The 17415-nt window shown below is 42.0% G+C and carries 15 protein-coding genes and 1 tRNA gene; 11 read left to right on the top strand and 5 right to left on the bottom strand.

Going from position 1 to position 17415, the window contains the following annotated elements:
- The first annotated feature begins 216 nt into the window (after window positions 1-216).
- The 10 genes from DWX73_RS07710 to DWX73_RS07665 all read left to right on the top strand — a co-directional run bounded on the left by DWX73_RS07710 (window position 217) and on the right by DWX73_RS07665 (window position 11626).
- On the top strand, window positions 217-1491 hold the full coding sequence (locus DWX73_RS07710) for a glucose-1-phosphate adenylyltransferase (protein WP_118348269.1): 1275 nt from the start codon (window positions 217-219) through the stop codon (window positions 1489-1491).
- Window positions 1488-2606, top strand: a complete 1119-nt coding sequence (gene glgD, locus DWX73_RS07705; RefSeq protein WP_118348268.1) for a glucose-1-phosphate adenylyltransferase subunit GlgD — start codon at window positions 1488-1490, stop codon at window positions 2604-2606. The genes DWX73_RS07710 and glgD overlap by 4 nt, the downstream gene beginning before the upstream one ends.
- Before the next feature lie 36 nt (window positions 2607-2642).
- Complete coding sequence (gene spoVG / locus DWX73_RS07700) at window positions 2643-2924, top strand: septation regulator SpoVG (protein WP_118348267.1); 282 nt, start codon at window positions 2643-2645, stop codon at window positions 2922-2924.
- A 250-nt stretch (window positions 2925-3174) separates the two neighbouring features.
- Window positions 3175-5331 (top strand): hypothetical protein, encoded by a 2157-nt coding sequence (locus tag DWX73_RS07695; RefSeq protein ID WP_118348266.1) that lies wholly within the window; start codon window positions 3175-3177, stop codon window positions 5329-5331.
- Window positions 5325-6521 carry a M14 family metallopeptidase gene (locus tag DWX73_RS07690; RefSeq protein WP_118348265.1) on the top strand — a complete coding sequence of 399 codons (1197 nt, stop codon included), beginning with the start codon at window positions 5325-5327 and terminating at the stop codon, window positions 6519-6521. The genes DWX73_RS07695 and DWX73_RS07690 overlap by 7 nt, the downstream gene beginning before the upstream one ends.
- Window positions 6522-6545: 24 nt before the next feature.
- Window positions 6546-7256, top strand: coding sequence for a DUF969 domain-containing protein (locus DWX73_RS07685; RefSeq protein ID WP_118348264.1), 711 nt, complete (start codon window positions 6546-6548; stop codon window positions 7254-7256).
- Between the two features lie 14 nt (window positions 7257-7270).
- Window positions 7271-8224 (top strand): DUF979 domain-containing protein, encoded by a 954-nt coding sequence (locus DWX73_RS07680; protein WP_118348263.1) that lies wholly within the window; start codon window positions 7271-7273, stop codon window positions 8222-8224.
- Between the two features lie 23 nt (window positions 8225-8247).
- Window positions 8248-9234 carry an aminopeptidase gene (locus DWX73_RS07675; protein ID WP_118348283.1) on the top strand — a complete coding sequence of 329 codons (987 nt, stop codon included), beginning with the start codon at window positions 8248-8250 and terminating at the stop codon, window positions 9232-9234.
- A 24-nt stretch (window positions 9235-9258) separates the two neighbouring features.
- Complete coding sequence (gene pcp / locus DWX73_RS07670) at window positions 9259-9903, top strand: pyroglutamyl-peptidase I (protein ID WP_118348262.1); 645 nt, start codon at window positions 9259-9261, stop codon at window positions 9901-9903.
- Between the two features lie 34 nt (window positions 9904-9937).
- Window positions 9938-11626: a M3 family oligoendopeptidase gene (locus DWX73_RS07665; protein ID WP_118348261.1), complete on the top strand. Its 1689-nt coding sequence runs from the start codon at window positions 9938-9940 to the stop codon at window positions 11624-11626.
- Window positions 11627-11663: 37 nt separating this feature from the next.
- Here the strand turns inward: DWX73_RS07665 and DWX73_RS07660 are convergent, their stop codons facing one another.
- The 5 genes from DWX73_RS07660 to DWX73_RS07640 form a co-directional block, all read right to left on the bottom strand.
- Window positions 11664-12353 (bottom strand): RluA family pseudouridine synthase, encoded by a 690-nt coding sequence (locus DWX73_RS07660; RefSeq protein ID WP_118348260.1) that lies wholly within the window; start codon window positions 12351-12353, stop codon window positions 11664-11666.
- Window positions 12354-12358: 5 nt separating this feature from the next.
- The gene (rfbB, locus tag DWX73_RS07655; protein ID WP_118348259.1) at window positions 12359-13378 is read right to left on the bottom strand and encodes a dTDP-glucose 4,6-dehydratase; all 1020 of its coding nucleotides are present in this window, start codon (window positions 13376-13378) and stop codon (window positions 12359-12361) included.
- Between the two features lie 45 nt (window positions 13379-13423).
- Window positions 13424-14320, bottom strand: coding sequence for a glucose-1-phosphate thymidylyltransferase RfbA (gene rfbA, locus DWX73_RS07650; protein WP_118348258.1), 897 nt, complete (start codon window positions 14318-14320; stop codon window positions 13424-13426).
- Between the two features lie 155 nt (window positions 14321-14475).
- A complete protein-coding gene (locus tag DWX73_RS07645) occupies window positions 14476-15657 on the bottom strand; it encodes a MerR family transcriptional regulator (RefSeq protein ID WP_118348257.1) in 1182 nt (393 codons plus the stop codon).
- A 24-nt stretch (window positions 15658-15681) separates the two neighbouring features.
- Window positions 15682-16857: a tyrosine-type recombinase/integrase gene (locus tag DWX73_RS07640; protein ID WP_118348256.1), complete on the bottom strand. Its 1176-nt coding sequence runs from the start codon at window positions 16855-16857 to the stop codon at window positions 15682-15684.
- A 216-nt stretch (window positions 16858-17073) separates the two neighbouring features.
- On the opposite strand from DWX73_RS07640, the gene DWX73_RS07635 reads away from it, so the two are divergent.
- Window positions 17074-17144: transfer RNA gene (locus DWX73_RS07635), tRNA-Gly, on the top strand.
- Window positions 17145-17415 lie beyond the last annotated feature (271 nt).

The raw sequence follows: 17415 nt of genomic DNA, 5'->3' as shown, positions 1-17415 counted from the left end.
ACGTCCTGTTCTTAATTAGTTGTTAAAAATGGGCTTTTGCTCATATACTACCATTATAAACCGTCTGAGAGAAAAAGAAAAGAAGTAATTTTTGTTATATATTCATAAAAACAATGAAAAATTTTGTCTTTTTTTGTAAAAAATGTTCACTATTGTTTACAAGTATGATATAATTATAAATGCTAGAAAGGAACACGACTGTGAAGGGGTGAAGACATGATTAAGAAAGAAATGATTGCTATGCTGCTAGCAGGTGGACAGGGCAGCAGATTAGGCGTGTTAACAGCAAAAGTGGCTAAACCAGCAGTAGCATTTGGAGGAAAGTACCGTATTATCGATTTTCCTCTTAGCAACTGCATTAATTCTGGCATTGACACAGTAGGTGTATTGACACAATATGAACCATTAAGGCTTAACTCGCATATTGGTATTGGTATTCCATGGGATCTCGATCGAAATATTGGAGGAGTTACAATTCTTCCTCCATATGAAAAGAGTGCGAATAGTGAATGGTATACTGGAACAGCCAATGCGATTTACCAGAATTTAAATTATATGGAAACGTATAATCCGGATTATGTTTTGATCTTGTCAGGAGATCATATTTATAAGATGGACTATGAAGTGATGCTCGAATTCCACAAAGAGCATAACGCAGACGTTACAATTGCATCTATGCCGGTACCGATGGAGGAAGCAAGCCGCTTCGGTATTGTTGTAGCAGATGAAGAAGACCGGATTCAGAAGTTTGAAGAAAAACCGAAGAATCCAAGCAGTAATCTGGCATCTATGGGAATTTATATTTTCAGTTGGCCGGTATTAAGAGAAGCATTGATTAAGTTATCCGAACAGCCAGGCTGTGATTTTGGAAAACATATCATTCCATACTGTCACGAGAATGGCAAGAGACTCTTTGCTTATGAATTTAACGGTTACTGGAAAGATGTTGGAACACTTGGCTCTTATTGGGAAGCCAACATGGAACTGATCGATATTATTCCGGAATTTAATCTATATGAAGAATTCTGGAGAATCTATACAAAGAGTGATATCATTCAGCCACAGTATATTGCCGCAGACGCAGTTGTCGAGAAGAGTATCATTGGAAATGGAACAGAGATTTACGGAGAAGTACATAATTCTGTTATTGGTTCCGGCGTTACGATTGAGAAGGGAACTGTTGTCAGAGATTCGATCATTATGAAGCAGGCACATATAAAAGAAGGCTGTGTCATCGACAAGTCTATTGTTGCAGAAAATGTAACGGTTGGAAAGAATGTCGTTCTTGGCATTGGTCCGGATGTGCCGAATAAGGTAAAACCGAATATTTATTCATTTGGGCTTGTAACGATCGGAGAGAATTCTGTAATTCCGGATGGGGTTCAGATAGGAAAGAATACAGCGATCAGCGGAGTGACAGAGAGTCGGGATTATCCGGACGGTGTGCTTGAGAGCGGTGAGACATTGATTAAGGTGGGTGAGAGATTATGAGAGCAGTAGGAATTATTTTAGCAGGCGGAAACAGCAGAAAGATGCGGGAATTAACACATAAGCGTGCTGTTGCTGCAATGCCGGTTGCAGGAAGCTACAGAAGTATTGACTTTGCGCTGAGTAATATGTCGAACTCTCATATTCAGAAGGTAGCGGTGCTGACACAGTACAATTCCAGATCTCTGCACGAACACCTGAACTCTTCAAAATGGTGGGATTTCGGAAGAAAGCATGGCGGATTGTTTGTATTTACGCCAACAATTACAGCGAAAAGCGGAGACTGGTACAGAGGAACCGCAGATGCAATCTATCAGAATCTTGACTTTCTGAAGAAAAGCCATGAACCGTATGTTGTGCTGGCATCTGCAGATGCAGTTTATAAGATGGATTACAATAAGGTATTAGAGTATCACATTGCAAAGAAGGCTGATATCACTGTTGTATGTAAAGATCTGGATCCGAGTGAAGATGCGACAAGATTCGGTACTGTCACAATGAATGAGGACATGCGTATCGTTGATTTTGAAGAAAAGCCAATGGTTGCAAGATCCAACACGATTTCAACAGGGATTTATGTAATACGAAGAAGACAGCTTATTGAACTGATTGAACTTTGTGCAGAAGAAGGAAGACATGATTTTGTAAATGATATTTTAATCCGTTATAAAAATTTGAAGAAGATTTATGGATACAAGATCAAAGATTACTGGAGCAATATTTCGACAGTAGATGCATACTACAAGACAAATATGGATTTCCTGAAACCGGAAGTACGGGATTATTTCTTTAAGACTTATCCAAGTGTTTACTCAAAAGTAAGCGATCTGCCGCCTGCAAAATACAATGCGGGTTCCGTTGTAAAGAACAGTCTTGTAGCAAGCGGAAGTATTATTAACGGTACTGTCGAGAATTCTATTTTATTTAAGAAGACATTTGTCGGCAATAACTGTGTAATCAAGAATTCAATTATTTTGAACGAAGTTTATCTGGGGGACAATACATATATTGAGAATTGTATTGTTGAAAGCCGTGACACAATTCGTGCGAATACACGTCACGTTGGAGAGAATGGCGTTAAGATAGTTGTCGAGAAGAATGAGAGATACATTCTCTAACATAGCGCAGACGCATAGAGGAAAGGGGCTGGAATTATGCAGATTACAGATGTACGCGTGCGAAAAGTGGCAAAAGAAGGTAAATTAAAAGCAGTTGTATCAATTACAATGGATGATGAATTTGTTGTACATGATATTAAAGTGATTGAAGGAGAGAAGGGCTTGTTCATTGCAATGCCAAGTAAAAAGACATTGGATGGGGAGTACCGTGATATCGCGCATCCAATTAATTCTGATACGAGAGAACGGATTCAGAGCATGATTTTACAGAAATACGAAGAAGTACTTCTGGAAGAGCCTGTAGAAGAAGAAATCTAAAAGCGAAGAAAGAAAAAAGTAATAAAGTATCGTAAGCACCGATGGATATCAGGAAAGAAACCTGAAGATTCATCGGTGTTTTTTTGTGAAAAACAGAAGGAAAAAGAAAAATTTTTACTGGATTAGACAGGAAGATCAATGATAATGATTGACTGTGATAGTGTACTTTGTTAAAATGATAAAGATATAAAGTGGTATGATTTTTACAGAATAGACAAATATCTGAGGCATTAGAGAGAGGAGAGAGTGTATGAGAAAGCTGAAACTGATGCAGGATATGAACCGGGATGAGCAGAAACGTGCGGTGGAAGCAGCGCTCTTACTTGGGTTTCAGTCAGAATCTGCACTGTTCCCGATTGCGGGAATAGATGGAGAGATCACAGTACCAGGCAGTTTGGAGCAGTGTATGAGGCTGTGGACTCCGGAGAAACCGGGAGAGATCACAGTAGAGACATATGAGGCGGCAAGTGCGCATCCGGGAGAGATTTTTCATTTGGACTTTCGAAAGGAATGCGGACTGGAAGGGATTTTTGAGTCGGGAATGTTTCTTAAAGATGAGAATCATGATTTTCTTCCGGATCGGTTGGATGTGAAGATCGTACTTCCGGAGCCGGCCGATATTTCTGTAGTGACAGCGGCATGCAACCTTGCCTTTCGGCTTGGAATGGAGACGACAGGAATCAATGAACCGATCATTGCTGAGAAAGGCGCCGGTGGTAATCTGATTGTGTTTGATGGGGAATGTCAGGAGGAAGAACTGTCTGCAGCAATGTATCTGGAAAGAAAAGAAGATGCTGTTCTCGTGCATATACAGGGAAGCGGGGCAAATTTGGAAGCTTTTACTGCAGAACTCTGCAATAGTTTCCCGAGGGTAGATTCTTTCCGGAGTCTAACGGATGTTATGATGGATCTGACAGATGATATGATTTTCCGTGGAGCAGACGGACAGATGGCATATTTAAAAGCCTGCTGTGACAGGGAAAGAAAGACGGAGGAAAACGGCAATGTGGAAGCGTTGACGTTATATGGATCTCCGAGAATTACGGGACAGCAGATGGAAGCTTTTCCGGAAGTTACCTATTTGAATTATAAATCAGGACGAAAGGTTTATGAGAAACGATATGAACTTCCGTGGGAAGTGGAAGTGTTGGAGAAGATTCTTGAGGAGCAGATTTATCCACAGCTACAAGAAGGGGATCGGCTCAGGATTGAAGGAGCGCTGAGCGAAAACAGACATATCCGTCTGGAGACAGCAGAGAAGATTCGAAAACAAGTACAGGCATGTGGGGCAGAAGTGGAAACTGTTTCATTGCTCTGTGCATATAAACAGGGCTATTCCTGGGTGGAGGAAGTCATTCTTCCGATGGGAAAAGAAAAGAAACCAGATCGTGTGGAGATTTATTTTAAACCGTTTTTGCCGGAGGGTGAGACGGAGTGGGTGGATGAAAACGGAGCAACGCCATCCTATCACAATCTGAAAGCAGATGATCCTGAGAAGTGGTACGATCTTCCAATCCGTTATCTTCAGGAATTGTATCCGATTGAAGATCGAATTTCGAAGGAATGGGGAATGGAACGCAGTCGAATAGAATTTCGCCCATATACAGATGAGATGGGAGATGAGAAGCTGACTTATTTGTGCCGGGCATACAGAGATAACAAAGTCTGCCTGGAAGAGACGTACGAGGCGTGGTGCTCTGAACGTCCATATTTAGATGCCTATCCACAAATGGGCAAAGTACATCCGGCAACCGGATACTTGCGTGTCTGGAAGAATGAAAGGGAAGTTCTCTGTGAACGGATACGGACAGATGTGGAAGCGATTTGGGATTTGTACCAGTCAGAAGTACTTCCGGACTGCCGTTCTTATATTGAGAAGAAGACAGGAGGAAAGATTCGTCAGGAGGCGCAGCCATTCTTCCATGAATTGCTTCTTGATGTGACTGTCAGTGAACCGGATGAGCGGACAGGGAGCCGGGAAGATATGATCTCTTCGATGGATGCACTGCATGAAGACATGTATTTTGCCGGAAGTGATTATTTTAAAAATTATGGAGTGCAGACAGCAGATGTAATGCTGGACGCACCGGGACTGATTCTGCCAAAGATTCACCAGGGAACCGGAAAGCCGGTCTTTCGGGTTGTGCTTTCGGAGCAGCTAAGAGAGAAACCGTGCATTTGCAGGAAAGAGGAAGTGCTGTATGAAGAGCAGGAACGGAATACGGTTTCTGCAAAGATTGACAGAGTTGTCTGGCGCAAAGGAGCATACGAAGCGAACAATGCGATGGAGCTTGAAATCTCGGTGGAAGGGGCAGAAGAGCGTGTGCTTGCCGCATACGCAGAGCTTTTGGAAGCAGGAAGACTGGAACGGACAGAAGATTTCCGAACTTTGGAAGCGTTATGCTGAAGACTTCAGGAGGAAGAAGCTGGAGAGCTGATCTGAGACAGAACAGAAATGAAAACTTTTGCGAAAAAACGGTAGATATCTCTTCGTTGGATCTCCATGAGAAAGAAGTCATCAGCTATGAAATGTATCTTGATCTGATGAGAGAACTAAAGAAGATACCGGAACTTGAAGTCTTCCGGACAGCAGTGTCTTATACCGGAAGAGAACTGTATGGAATCTGGCTGAAACCAAAATACGAAGGGTATCTTTCTATGACGAAGCGTCTGACCTGTCATCCGAGTGAGATTATCAATGCAAGGCATCATGCCAATGAAGTCTCAAGCACGAATGCTTCGTTCCTTTTGCTTCGTACATTGCTTTTAGAAGAGCGTTATAGAGAGCTACCGGAGAAATTGAATCTGGTACTTGTTCCAATGGAAAATGTTGACGGTGCAGCGATTCATTATGAGCTTCAGAAAGAGCATCCATATTGGAAACTTCATGTTGCAAGATTTAATGCATTGGGCAAAGAATTCTATCATGAACATTTCCGGCAGGATACGATTCACACAGAGGCAATGGGGCTGACGAGGCTTTTTGCAAGATATGTACCGGATATGATCGTAGATAATCATGGTGTTCCAAGTCATGAATGGGAGCAGCAATTTTCCGGATATACTTCTCCATCCTACAAAGGCTTCTGGCTTCCGAGATCGCTGTTATATGGATATTTCTGGTATGTGACCAATTCGGAATATATGTATAATTATGCATTAAATAAGGAGATGGAAGATGTCATTGCAGATAAAATAGCAGAAGATGAAGAGATGACACGTTGGAACAGGCAGTGGAGCGCTCAGTTTGAAAAATACGCACATGCATGGCTGCCAAAACTGTTTCCGGCAGATTACTATAAAAATATGATTAATTACTGGATTCCATTTGCGGCAGATCCAAACCATCGGTATCCGTCGATCCGCTTTCCGTGGATTACAACGGTGGCATATACGAGTGAAGTTGCAGATGAGACAGCTCAGGGAGATTACTTGTATTTGTGTGCAAGAGCACATGTGGCACATGACGAGGCAACGATCCAAATGCTGATGCAGGCGGGAATCGTGTATGATTGCTGGTGCGAGTGCTGCGAGAAGGGAATTTTTGCCAGATATGAACGGCAGCGTCCGATCGTATCCGGGGAAAAGATAAATTAAATTTCTTTAAAAGGAGGAATATCTATGGAACTTATTAAATTAATCGGTGTCCTGATCGTTATTGTCGGGTTTGCGCTGAAGCTGGATTCAATTCTGATCATCTTTCTGGCAGCAGTGTCAACCGCACTGGTAGGAGGACTTGGTATTGACGGTCTTTTGGAAGCATTGGGAACAAATTTTGTTGCAAACAGAAGTATGGCAATCTTCATTATGATCCTGTTGATTACAGGAACACTGGAACGCAACGGACTTAGAGAGGCTGCGGCTGCTCTGATCCGTAAAGTAAAAGGGGCAACAGCAGGAAAGCTCGTATGTGTTTATGGTATCATGAGAGGAATTTTTGGTGCTTTTAATGTTGGATTTGGCGGTGTTGCAGGATTTATCCGTCCGGTACTGCTTCCAATGGCAGAAGGCGCTGTAAAGAATCAGGGGCATGAGCCAAAAGAAGAACATCTGGAAGAGATTAAAGGAATGGCATCAGGTATGGAGAACATTACATGGTTCTTCTTCCAGGTACTTTTTGTCGGAGGTTCCGGAGGAATCCTTGTACAGCAGACATTAAAGACGCTGGGTTACGAAGTAGAGCTGATCGATCTTGCGGTAGCAGAGATTCCGATTGCGATTATTGCGCTGATTGTAGCATGTATCGTATTCTACTTTAAGGATAAGAAACTGACAAATAAATATTATGGTGCAGCCGGGAAAGGCAAAGCATCAAAAAAGTCTGAGAAATAAAGGGGGAAATCTGAATGGCTAATTTAAAATTTCTTCAGGTCCCGGCTGAATTTAATACAGTAGGACTTAGTGTTGTATGGATCATTGTAGGATTGATCGCAATTTATGCAGGTATTAAAAATCTGCTTGATAAAGAAAATCCATCCAGAATCGGAACAGCAGTATTCTGGTGTTCATTTGGTATTGTATGTGCATTTGGTGACTGGCTTCCGGCAAAAGTATCCGGTATTCTTGTCATTGTTATGTGTATGCCGCCAATCTTTAAACGCGTGAAAGTTGGAAAAGTCAATGCACCGGAAAAATCACATACTGAAAAACAGTACAAAAAAATTGGTATGAAGATTTTTGTTCCAGCGCTGACTGTAGCAGTATTTTCACTGGTATTTGCCTTATTTACAAATATCAGCTCTATGATCGGAATTACGATCGGTACATTTGTAGCAGTAATTATTTTGATGGCATATTCACCGAAAGAGAATAAGCCACAGGTGTTTATGCAGGATTCTGAGCGTTTCCTTTCTCTGATGGGACCTCTCTGTATGCTTCCGCAGTTACTGGGATGTCTTGGAGGAATCTTTACACAGGCCGGTGTTGGTGAAGTCATTGCAAATCTTGTTGAAAAAGTTGTTCCGAAGGGAAATATGAATGTAGGAATTATCGTATTTGCTATCGGTATGGCATTATTTACCATGATTATGGGAAATGCTTTTGCAGCGATTACTGTTATGACAGTCGGAATCGGCGGACCGTTTGTTCTGAGTTATGGAGCAGATCCGGTTACAATCGGAATGCTTGCATTAACATGCGGTTACTGTGGTACACTATGTACACCGATGGCGGCGAACTTTAATATTGTTCCTGTCGCAATTCTGAATATGAAAGATCGCTGGGGCGTAATTAAGAACCAGGTGCTTGTAGCAGTAATTATGCTGACAGTACAGATCTGTTACATGATTGTATTCAAATAAAAATTAAAGGAAGACAAATGCAGATGCAGAGCATGGAATGCGGCGCCAGAATCATTATCCGGGACTGGGTGCAGATCAAACCGTGGGATCGTTTATTGATTGTGACGACAAAAGAATATTTAAAAGAAGCAAGGTGCTTGAGAAAAGAAGCGTTTCGAAGAGCCAGATCGGTCGATTCTCTTGTAGTGGAGAACAAAGGGAAGCATGTAGGGATTTTTTTCGACCAGAATGAGACGATATTTGATCCTTATACAGCAATCATTGCAGCGACAGAATATTCGCTTGTAACGACACGAGCGGCAAAACGTGCTATCCAGAAGAAAAAGAAGTTCTTATCACTTCCGCTGTCGACCAATGATGGGAAGTCGATGCTAACTTATGAGTTTTTGGCGATGGACACAAAAAAGAGCCGGTTAATGGCAAAAATCGTAATGAAATATTTGCGGCAGTCTTCCAAAGTTCATATTACAACGCCCGCAGGCACTGATCTTTCCATTGGAAAATCCGGAAGAAAACCTGGATTTTTCAATGGAGTTCTGAAAGACGGGAAGGGATATTCTTCTGCAAGCATTGAAGTATACGTTCCGATTGAAGAGACGAAGACAGAAGGCGTTATGGTTCTGGACGGATCTCTTGGATATATCGGAAGGGCAGAAGAGCCTACTAAAATTTTTTTCCGAGAAGGGAAAATTACCGAGATTGAAGAGACAGAAACTGGGAAACGGTTGAAAGCTTATATTAGAGAATATCGGGATTCCAGAATTCTGACAGCGGGAGAACTGGGAATAGGGTTGAATTCTATTTCCCGTTGTCTTGGCAATTGTTATATTGAAGATGAATCGGCATATGGAACATTTCACATTGGACTTGGGCGCAATATTGCGCTTGGAGGGCTTCAGGATGCGAAAGGGCATTTTGATCTTGTCTGCATGGAACCGGATATTTATACAGATAACCGACAGATTATGCAGAATGGAAAAATCATTGTGCCGGAGCCGATTCCGTATTAAATATTAGTATTAGGAGGAACGAACATGAAAGTATTAATTACCGGATTTGATCCATTTGGAGGCGAAAGCGTAAATCCTGCATACGAAGCAGTGAAATTGCTGCCGGATACGATTGCAGGCGCTCAGATTATTAAACTTGAGATTCCGACTGTTTTCTCAAAGAGCGGTCCGGCAGTGGAGGCGGGGATTCAGGAGTACCAGCCGGATATTGTTATCAATGTTGGTCAGGCAGGAGGACGTTCCTGTGTGACAATAGAGAAAGTTGCGATTAATCTTGCGGATGCAAGAATTCCTGACAATGCCGGAGAGCAGCCGGTGGATGAAGTGCTTCAGGAAGACGGAGAGAACGCATATTTTGCGACGATTCCGGTAAAAGCTATCGTTCAAAATGTCCGGGAGCATGGTATTCCTTGTCATGTATCTTATACTGCAGGAACGTATGTATGTAACTGCGTCATGTATAATGTTCTTTATATGGCAGCGAAGAAATATCCAAATATTCGTGCCGGATTTATTCATGTACCATTTGCAGCAGAGCAGGCAGTAGATAAGGCAAATGGAATGGCGTTTATGTCATTGGATATGATTGCGAAGAGTCTGGAGTATGCGATTGAAGCTACAGTTCAGAACGAAACGGATATTAGTGAGGCAATGGGAACAACACATTAATAGGTTGCTTTTCTGATAATGGAGGGTATAGGATATGAAATTCAGTGAGTTTGAATACAAAAGAATTGATCTGGAAGAGACAAAGAAAAAAATTGGAGAGATTACAGAAGCTGTGAAAAATGCATCCAGTGCAGACGCACAGATTGAAGAAATCTACAGAATGAATGATGTGATGAAAGAAATTTCCACAGCAGATTCTCTTGTGTATATCCGTTATACAATCAATACAAAAGATGAGTTCTATGCAAAAGAACGTGAATATAATGATCATATTTCCCCGATGCTGGAAGAGGAATTTCAAAAGTATAATCAGGCGCTTCTGGAATCTCCGTTCCGCAGCGAGCTGGAAGAAAAACTTGGAAAAGTTATGTTCCTGAATCTGGAACTTGCGATGAAAGGTTTCTCACCGGAAATTACAGAATTACTTCAGGAAGAGAGTACATTACAGACACAGTATCAGTCACTTCTTGCAGGTGCACAGATTGAATTCCGGGGAGGAACATACAATTTGTCACAGTTGGGACCATTCATGCAGAGTCAGGACAGAGAAGTTCGTAAGGCTGCATATGAGGCATCCGGAAGCTTTTTTGATAAACATCAGGAAGAGTTAGATGAAATCTTTGATAAACTTGTAAAGAACCGTACAGAGCAGGCGCACCGTCTTGGTATGAAGAACTTTGTAGAGCTCGGCTATGTGCGTCGTCAGAGAAACTGCTACGCACCGGAAGCAATCGCTTCTTTCCGTGAGCAGGTAGTAAGAGATCTTGTTCCGATCGTATGTGAGATTAAGAAGAATCAGGCAGAGCGAATCGGCGTAGAAGATTTAAAAATCTATGATGATTCTTTCCGGTTCCCGGATGGCAATGCGACACCGCAGGGAACATATGATGAGATTATGGAAGCCGGACGCAGAATGTATACGGAAATGTCACCGGAAACAGCAGATTTTATTAAGATGATGTTCGACAAAGAGCTGTTTGATGTTGTGGCAAAACCGGGCAAGGCAATCGGTGGATACTGCTGTGATATTCCGGGCTACGGATGTCCGTTTATCTTCTCAAACTTCAATGGAACAGCCGGCGATGTGGATGTTCTGACACATGAAGCGGGACATGCATTTGCGGCATATATGGCAGAAAAGAATATTAAGCTTCTGGATCTGCATCTTCCGTCTATGGAAGCGGCTGAGACACATTCCATGTCAATGGAATTTTTTGCAACACCGTGGTATGAACTTTTCTTTAAACATCAGACAAAGAAGTATGAATTATCTCATCTGGAAGGTACGTTAGACTTTATTCCGTATGGCTGTCTTGTAGACCATTTCCAGGAAGTAGTATATGAGCATCCGGAAATGACACCGCAGGAGAGAAATGAAGCATGGTTAAAATTGGAGAAAATGTACCGTCCGTATCTGGATCTGGAGAATATGCCGTTCTACGGAAGAGGAGCCGGATGGCAGAGACAGAATCATATTTATGCAACACCGTTCTACTACATTGATTACTGTCTGGCTCAGACGGTTGCACTTCAGTTCTGGCTTGAAATCGAGAAAGACTGGAAACAGGCATGGGAAAAATACAAAATGTTTGTAAAACGCGGCGGAACAGATACTTTCCTCGGATTAGTAGAGGGAGCAGGACTTGCATCACCGGTGGAAGAAGGATGTATTCGTGAAATTGCAGGACATGCAAGTGGATGGCTGAAAGAACACAAATTATAAAAGAAATAAAAGAAAAAGAGAAATCCGCTCCGGATGGCTAGAGCCATTCGGGGCGGATTTTAAATTCCATAGGTTTTTCGGTACCCGGGTGCCGAAAAGCAAGATGATATGCACAGAGAGCCGGGAAACGAAAGGAAGAGGATGAAGTTCCTCTGTCGGAAGTAATGTCTGTCCCGATTCCGTATTTGCGGTCTCCAACGATAGGATGTCCGGTAGCGGAAGTCTGCACACGAATCTGATGATGCCGTCCTGTTTCCAGATGAATAGAGACAAGTGTGCAATTCTTGCGCTGTTCAAGGATCTCATAGTGAAGGATAGATTTCTTAGCGCCGGGCTCTGAAGCGGAAACAACTCTTGACGTGTTGGTTTTTCCGTCTTTGATCAGATAATTGGTAAGTGTTCCGCCGGAGCCGTTGTCCGGAGCAAATTGACCTGACAGAAGCGCCAGATAATCTTTGGAAAAATCATCTCTTTGAAGTTGGGCTGACAGCGCGGAAGCAGCTTTTTGCGTTTTTGCAAATACAAGCAGCCCTTCTACCGGCTGATCAAGCCGATGGATTACTGCCAGATAAGGTGGTTTTCGCACACCGGATGTCCGGCAGATTTCATTTTTTAACATACTGACAAGATCCGGGCTGGAAGCGCGGGCTGTCTGAGTAGGGATCCCGGCCGGCTTGTGGCAGACCAGGATCTGATTATCTTCGTACAGAATTTCAGGCTGTTTCATAAAATCTATCTGTTTCCGTACATTTCTTCATAATAGTTCTGGTATTCTCCGGAAATAATTGTTTCCCACCATTCTTTGTTGTCCAGATACCACTGGATTGTTTTCTGAATGCCATCTTCGAATTTTGTTTCCGGAAGCCATCCGAGTTCGTTATGGATCTTTGTCGGATCGATAGCATAACGCATATCATGACCTTTACGGTCTGTTACATATGTGATCAGGCTTTCCGGTTTGCCGAGGGCTTTGCAGATAATCTTAACGATATCGATATTTTTCATTTCGTTGTGTCCGCCTACATTGTAGACTTCGCCAACACGTCCTTTGTGGATGATAAGGTCGATTGCTTTACAATGGTCTTCTACATAGAGCCAGTCACGCACGTTAAGACCTTCGCCGTAAACCGGAAGCGGTTTGTCGTTCAATGCATTAGCAATCATAAGCGGAATAAGCTTTTCCGGGAAGTGATACGGTCCGTAGTTATTAGAACAACGGGAAATTGTTACAGGCAGTCCGTATGTTCTGTAGTAAGCAAGTACAAGTAAATCTGCAGCAGCCTTTGAAGAACTGTAAGGAGAACTTGTGTGGATCGGTGTCTCCTCTGTGAAGAACAGGTCCGGGCGGTCCAACGGAAGATCTCCGTAAACTTCATCGGTACTTACCTGATGATATCTCTGGATACCGTATTTGCGGCATGCATCCATGAGAACAGAAGTTCCGATAATATTTGTATCAAGGAATACCTGTGGATTCTCGATGGAACGGTCTACATGACTTTCAGCTGCAAAGTTTACAACCATGTCCGGATGTTCTTCTTCAAATAATTTATATACGGCTTCACGGTCTGTAATGCTTTCTTTTACAAAACGGAAATTCGGATTGTCCATTACCGGAGCCAGCGTAGACAAATTACCTGCATAAGTCAGGCAGTCAAGGCAAATAATGCGGTAATCCGGGTATTTGTTTAACATATGGAAAATGAAGTTGCTTCCGATAAATCCGGCTCCGCCGGTTACAATAATATTCATAGGTAATATTCTCCTTCTTTAAAATAAAAATATAGTTTTTCAATACTAGCGCAGTACGTCAAGATATTTTTCGTTCAGTACGTCCATCAAATACTCTCCGTACTGATTTTTCTTCAGTACTTCGTAAACTTTTAATACGTCTTCTTTAGAAATCCAGCCATTTAAGTAGGCAATTTCTTCCAGACAGGCAATCTTTCTGTGCTGATGTGTTTCTACTGTTTTAACGAAATTAGTAGCATCTACAAGACTTTCGTGTGTGCCTGTATCAAGCCATGTGAAGCCCTGACCGAGAAGTTCTACGTTCAGAGTTCCGTTTTCAAGATAAATGCGGTTCAGATCAGTGATTTCCAATTCGCCGCGGGCGCTCGGTTTTAAGTTCTTTGCATATTCTACGACTTTATTATCATAGAAATAAAGACCTGTTACACAGTAGTTGCTCTTCGGCACTGCAGGCTTCTCTTCGATAGAAATTGCCTTACCGTTTTTGTCAAATTCTACGATACCAAAACGCTCCGGATCGTCTACATAGTAACCAAATACAGTGGCGCCTTTGCCGTTTTCAGCATTTTCTACAGCTGCTTTCAGACGTTTCTTCAAACCGTGTCCGGCGAAGATGTTATCGCCAAGTACCATTGCCACAGTGTCATTTCCGATAAATTCTTCTCCGATGATAAATGCCTGTGCAAGTCCGTCAGGGCTTTCCTGTACGGCATAAGTCAGTTCTACACCAAACTGATGTCCATCTCCGAGCAGTTCCTGGAAACGAGGAGTATCCTGAGGTGTGGAGATGATCAGGATCTCACGGATGCCTGCGTTCATCAGAACAGACATTGGATAGTAAATCATTGGTTTATCATAAATTGGCAGTAATTGTTTCGATGTTACCATAGTCAACGGGTAGAGACGTGTTCCGGATCCACCGGCTAAAATAATTCCTTTCATATGAAATCGCTCCTTTCAGTTGCTTCTGATCGTTACTAGTTTCTTTGATGGTTACATTCTAAAAGGTGACGTAAGGTTACTTTCAAGCATTTTTATGGATTTGTTGTATTTTTGTGAAAAATCTACAAAGAAAATCGGGTAGAATTTGGAGCTGATTAAGATTTTTCACAGAGAAAGATTCCGGCGTCTTTGGTAATGTGGAATCCTTTTGCTGTTTTTTTACGGACGTATGTGCAGAACTCTTTGTAGCGGTCTAATAGATATTGATTCTGATTGCCATGACAGGATAAGATATAGGAAATCAGAGGTTCCGCATCCGGGACTTCCAGTGCATCTTCGTAGGGAAGCCAGACAACCGTATGAAAAGATTTACGAAGAAGCGCCATTCCATTTTCTTTTCCGAATTTTTCGTCCAGTTTTCCGGCAGCCAGAATGATTCTGTCATCAAATCCACTGGCAAGTTCACTAACCTCTTTCATATGATCAGCGCCATAGGTGCTTGCTAAAAGCCGTCCGCCGGGTTTTAGGACGCGGCAGATTTCCTGACAGGCTTTCGAGACATTTTCGCAGTAGAAAAGCACATGGTTTGCGATAACGATATCGAAAGTTTCCGCTTCATAAGGAATCTGCTGGCAGTCAAAGGAACGGAAAGAGAAGCGAAGATCGTCAGAACCGATATTTCTGCGGGCATCGCGCAGCATGCCAACAGAAATATCAGACAAAGTGATACGGATATCGGCAGGAATCCGTTCCAGATTCTGATGCCACATAGAGCCGTCGCCACAGCCAATCTCCAGTACGCGAAGACCGTCTTTCAACTGAAGCTGTTCGAAAATCCATGGAAACCAGCCTTGAGGATTTCGAGAGTAAAGACTGTGCAGGTTGATTCGGGTGGAAATGTTCGACGCGTCCTGATATTGGTTTTTTAACGTTTTTTCCATTCCGGTCAAATGGATCAGATCCAGCATCTGTGTCCAGTCAATGACTCTTTCAGAGCGAATCGCATCGGCGGTATCCTGAATGGCTTTTTCTACAAGCTGCATTTGCTCAATCCGGTCGCGAACTAATTTCAACTGGATATTGAGAGAATCCAGAAGGAAATGGTAGTCAGAATCATTGATTGTCAGTTCCCGGATATCTTCCAGAGAAAAACCGAGAAATTTAAAGAGGAGTATCTGCTGAAGTCTTGCGAAATCTTCATCTGAATAAAACCGTGCGCCGGATTCGCTCACAAAAGATGGTTTTAAAATGTTCTGTTTATCATAATATCGTATCGTACGCAATGTGACATGAGCCATGCGGGCAAATTCGCCAGAAGAATAGAAACCGTTTTTCATATATTTTTACGTCCTTTCATAATCTCATGATAATCTATTTTCAGAAGCAGTGCAATCTTTTTGAAGGGGATGACAGGAAAACAAAAGTTCCATTTGTCTGCGCTTCATTTCAATGGAAGAGTGAACATAATGATTTAGCGTAATACTGACATTAGAGTGTCCCAGAATTTCACTCAGTGTTTTGACATCGAATCCGACCTCAATGCACCTGGTCGCAAAAGTATGACGCAGACAATGAAAGTTGACAGGAGGAATATCAAGCAATTCAAGGCAGCGGCGAAAGAAATACTGGTAATTGCGCGGTTCAATATAGTGATCCGAAAGACCGGTCAAAAAATATACATTTTGATTATGTAAAGATTCAAATGGGGAAAGGATACTGAGAATATTATTCGTAAGAGGGATATCACGGATAGATGAAATTGTTTTTGGCGGACTTTCAATAATGACAGTGCGCTGCGTGGAATTTTTGACTGGATTTTGAATACGCTGCAGTGTCTTGGAAACATGGAGAATGCCATGATTCAGATCAATATCAGTCCATCTTAAAGCGCAGATTTCTCCGATACGGAGACCGCTGTAAAGACAGAGCAAGATGCCTAGCTTACGCAGATTGTACGGTTCAAGGCGCATGGAGTGTTCAAGACGCATCTGCTCATTCAAAGATAGGACAAGAATCGTGTGCTCCTGTTTGGGAAATGGATATGGCTGAGGTTTTGGAAGTTGGGTTTTATATTTTAATTCTCCGTAGCGTATGACGGCTTTCAGAATCATATAAATATCCTGAACAGTCTTTGGAGAAAGACCGCCGCATCCGTCCCGGCGCCCGGCTTCCAGTTTCTCTAATAAAAACTGATGAATAAGCTCCGGTGAAAAATCAGAAAGAGGGAGAGTGCCAAAAGCTGTCAGAATGTGGGTATCGAGGAGACGGACATATTTTGCATAAGTAGATTGCTTGACTGTGTTATGCTGCTGTCGAAGCCATTGAGCACAAATACAGGAAAACGGAAGTGCTCGTATTTCTTCAGGAATAGCTTCCAGGTGTTCCTTTGCTTCGGTAAGTTTCTCTTTTACTTCTCGGTAAGATTTTCCGTAGACATAGCCTATCTGCCGTTTACCATATTCATTGTGTCCTTTTAGATAACGTCCTTCCCAGCGATTATCTTTGCGTTTGTAAATGTTTTCACCTTTTTTTGTCATAACTAATACCTTCTTTCATAAATACTAAAAAACAACATAGTTATTATAAAAGAAAAGTAAGGCAGGATTTATAGAGAAAAACGTCAGCAAAAGCGTTCTTAATTGTTTATAAAATAAAAAAATAAAAAAGTGAAAAAAAGTGTTGACATTTATTAAAGAATGTTATAGAATACTCTTTGTCAGCGAGAGACAGACAAATAAATAAATATAAAACATGCGGGTGTAGTTCAATGGTAGAACACTAGCCTTCCAAGCTAGATACGTGGGTTCGATTCCCATCACCCGCTTTATTTTTTTGCCCAATAACAGACAAAAGCATGAATGAAAAAGACGCCCGGCAAGGCAATGTCATTAAGTTAATTTAAAAATTAAAAAAAGCAGAATGCAAGTAGGTAAAATCTCACTTGTATTTTGCTTTTTTCATTTTATTATCTGTTTTTTTGCACGGCAAACAGACAGATGGATTGTACATCTGTCTATAATCCTATATAATGATGAATGGTTATGCTACCCTGTATAGAAAACTTACTGACGCCTGAGGTTTGACTTTCCGAGGGT

It is taken from the genome of Coprococcus sp. AF21-14LB (assembly GCF_003458885.1).
In the GTDB taxonomy this organism is placed as follows: domain Bacteria; phylum Bacillota; class Clostridia; order Lachnospirales; family Lachnospiraceae; genus UBA9414.
Note: the sequence above shows the minus strand (reverse complement) of the source record. Positions and strands in the feature narration are given on the sequence as shown.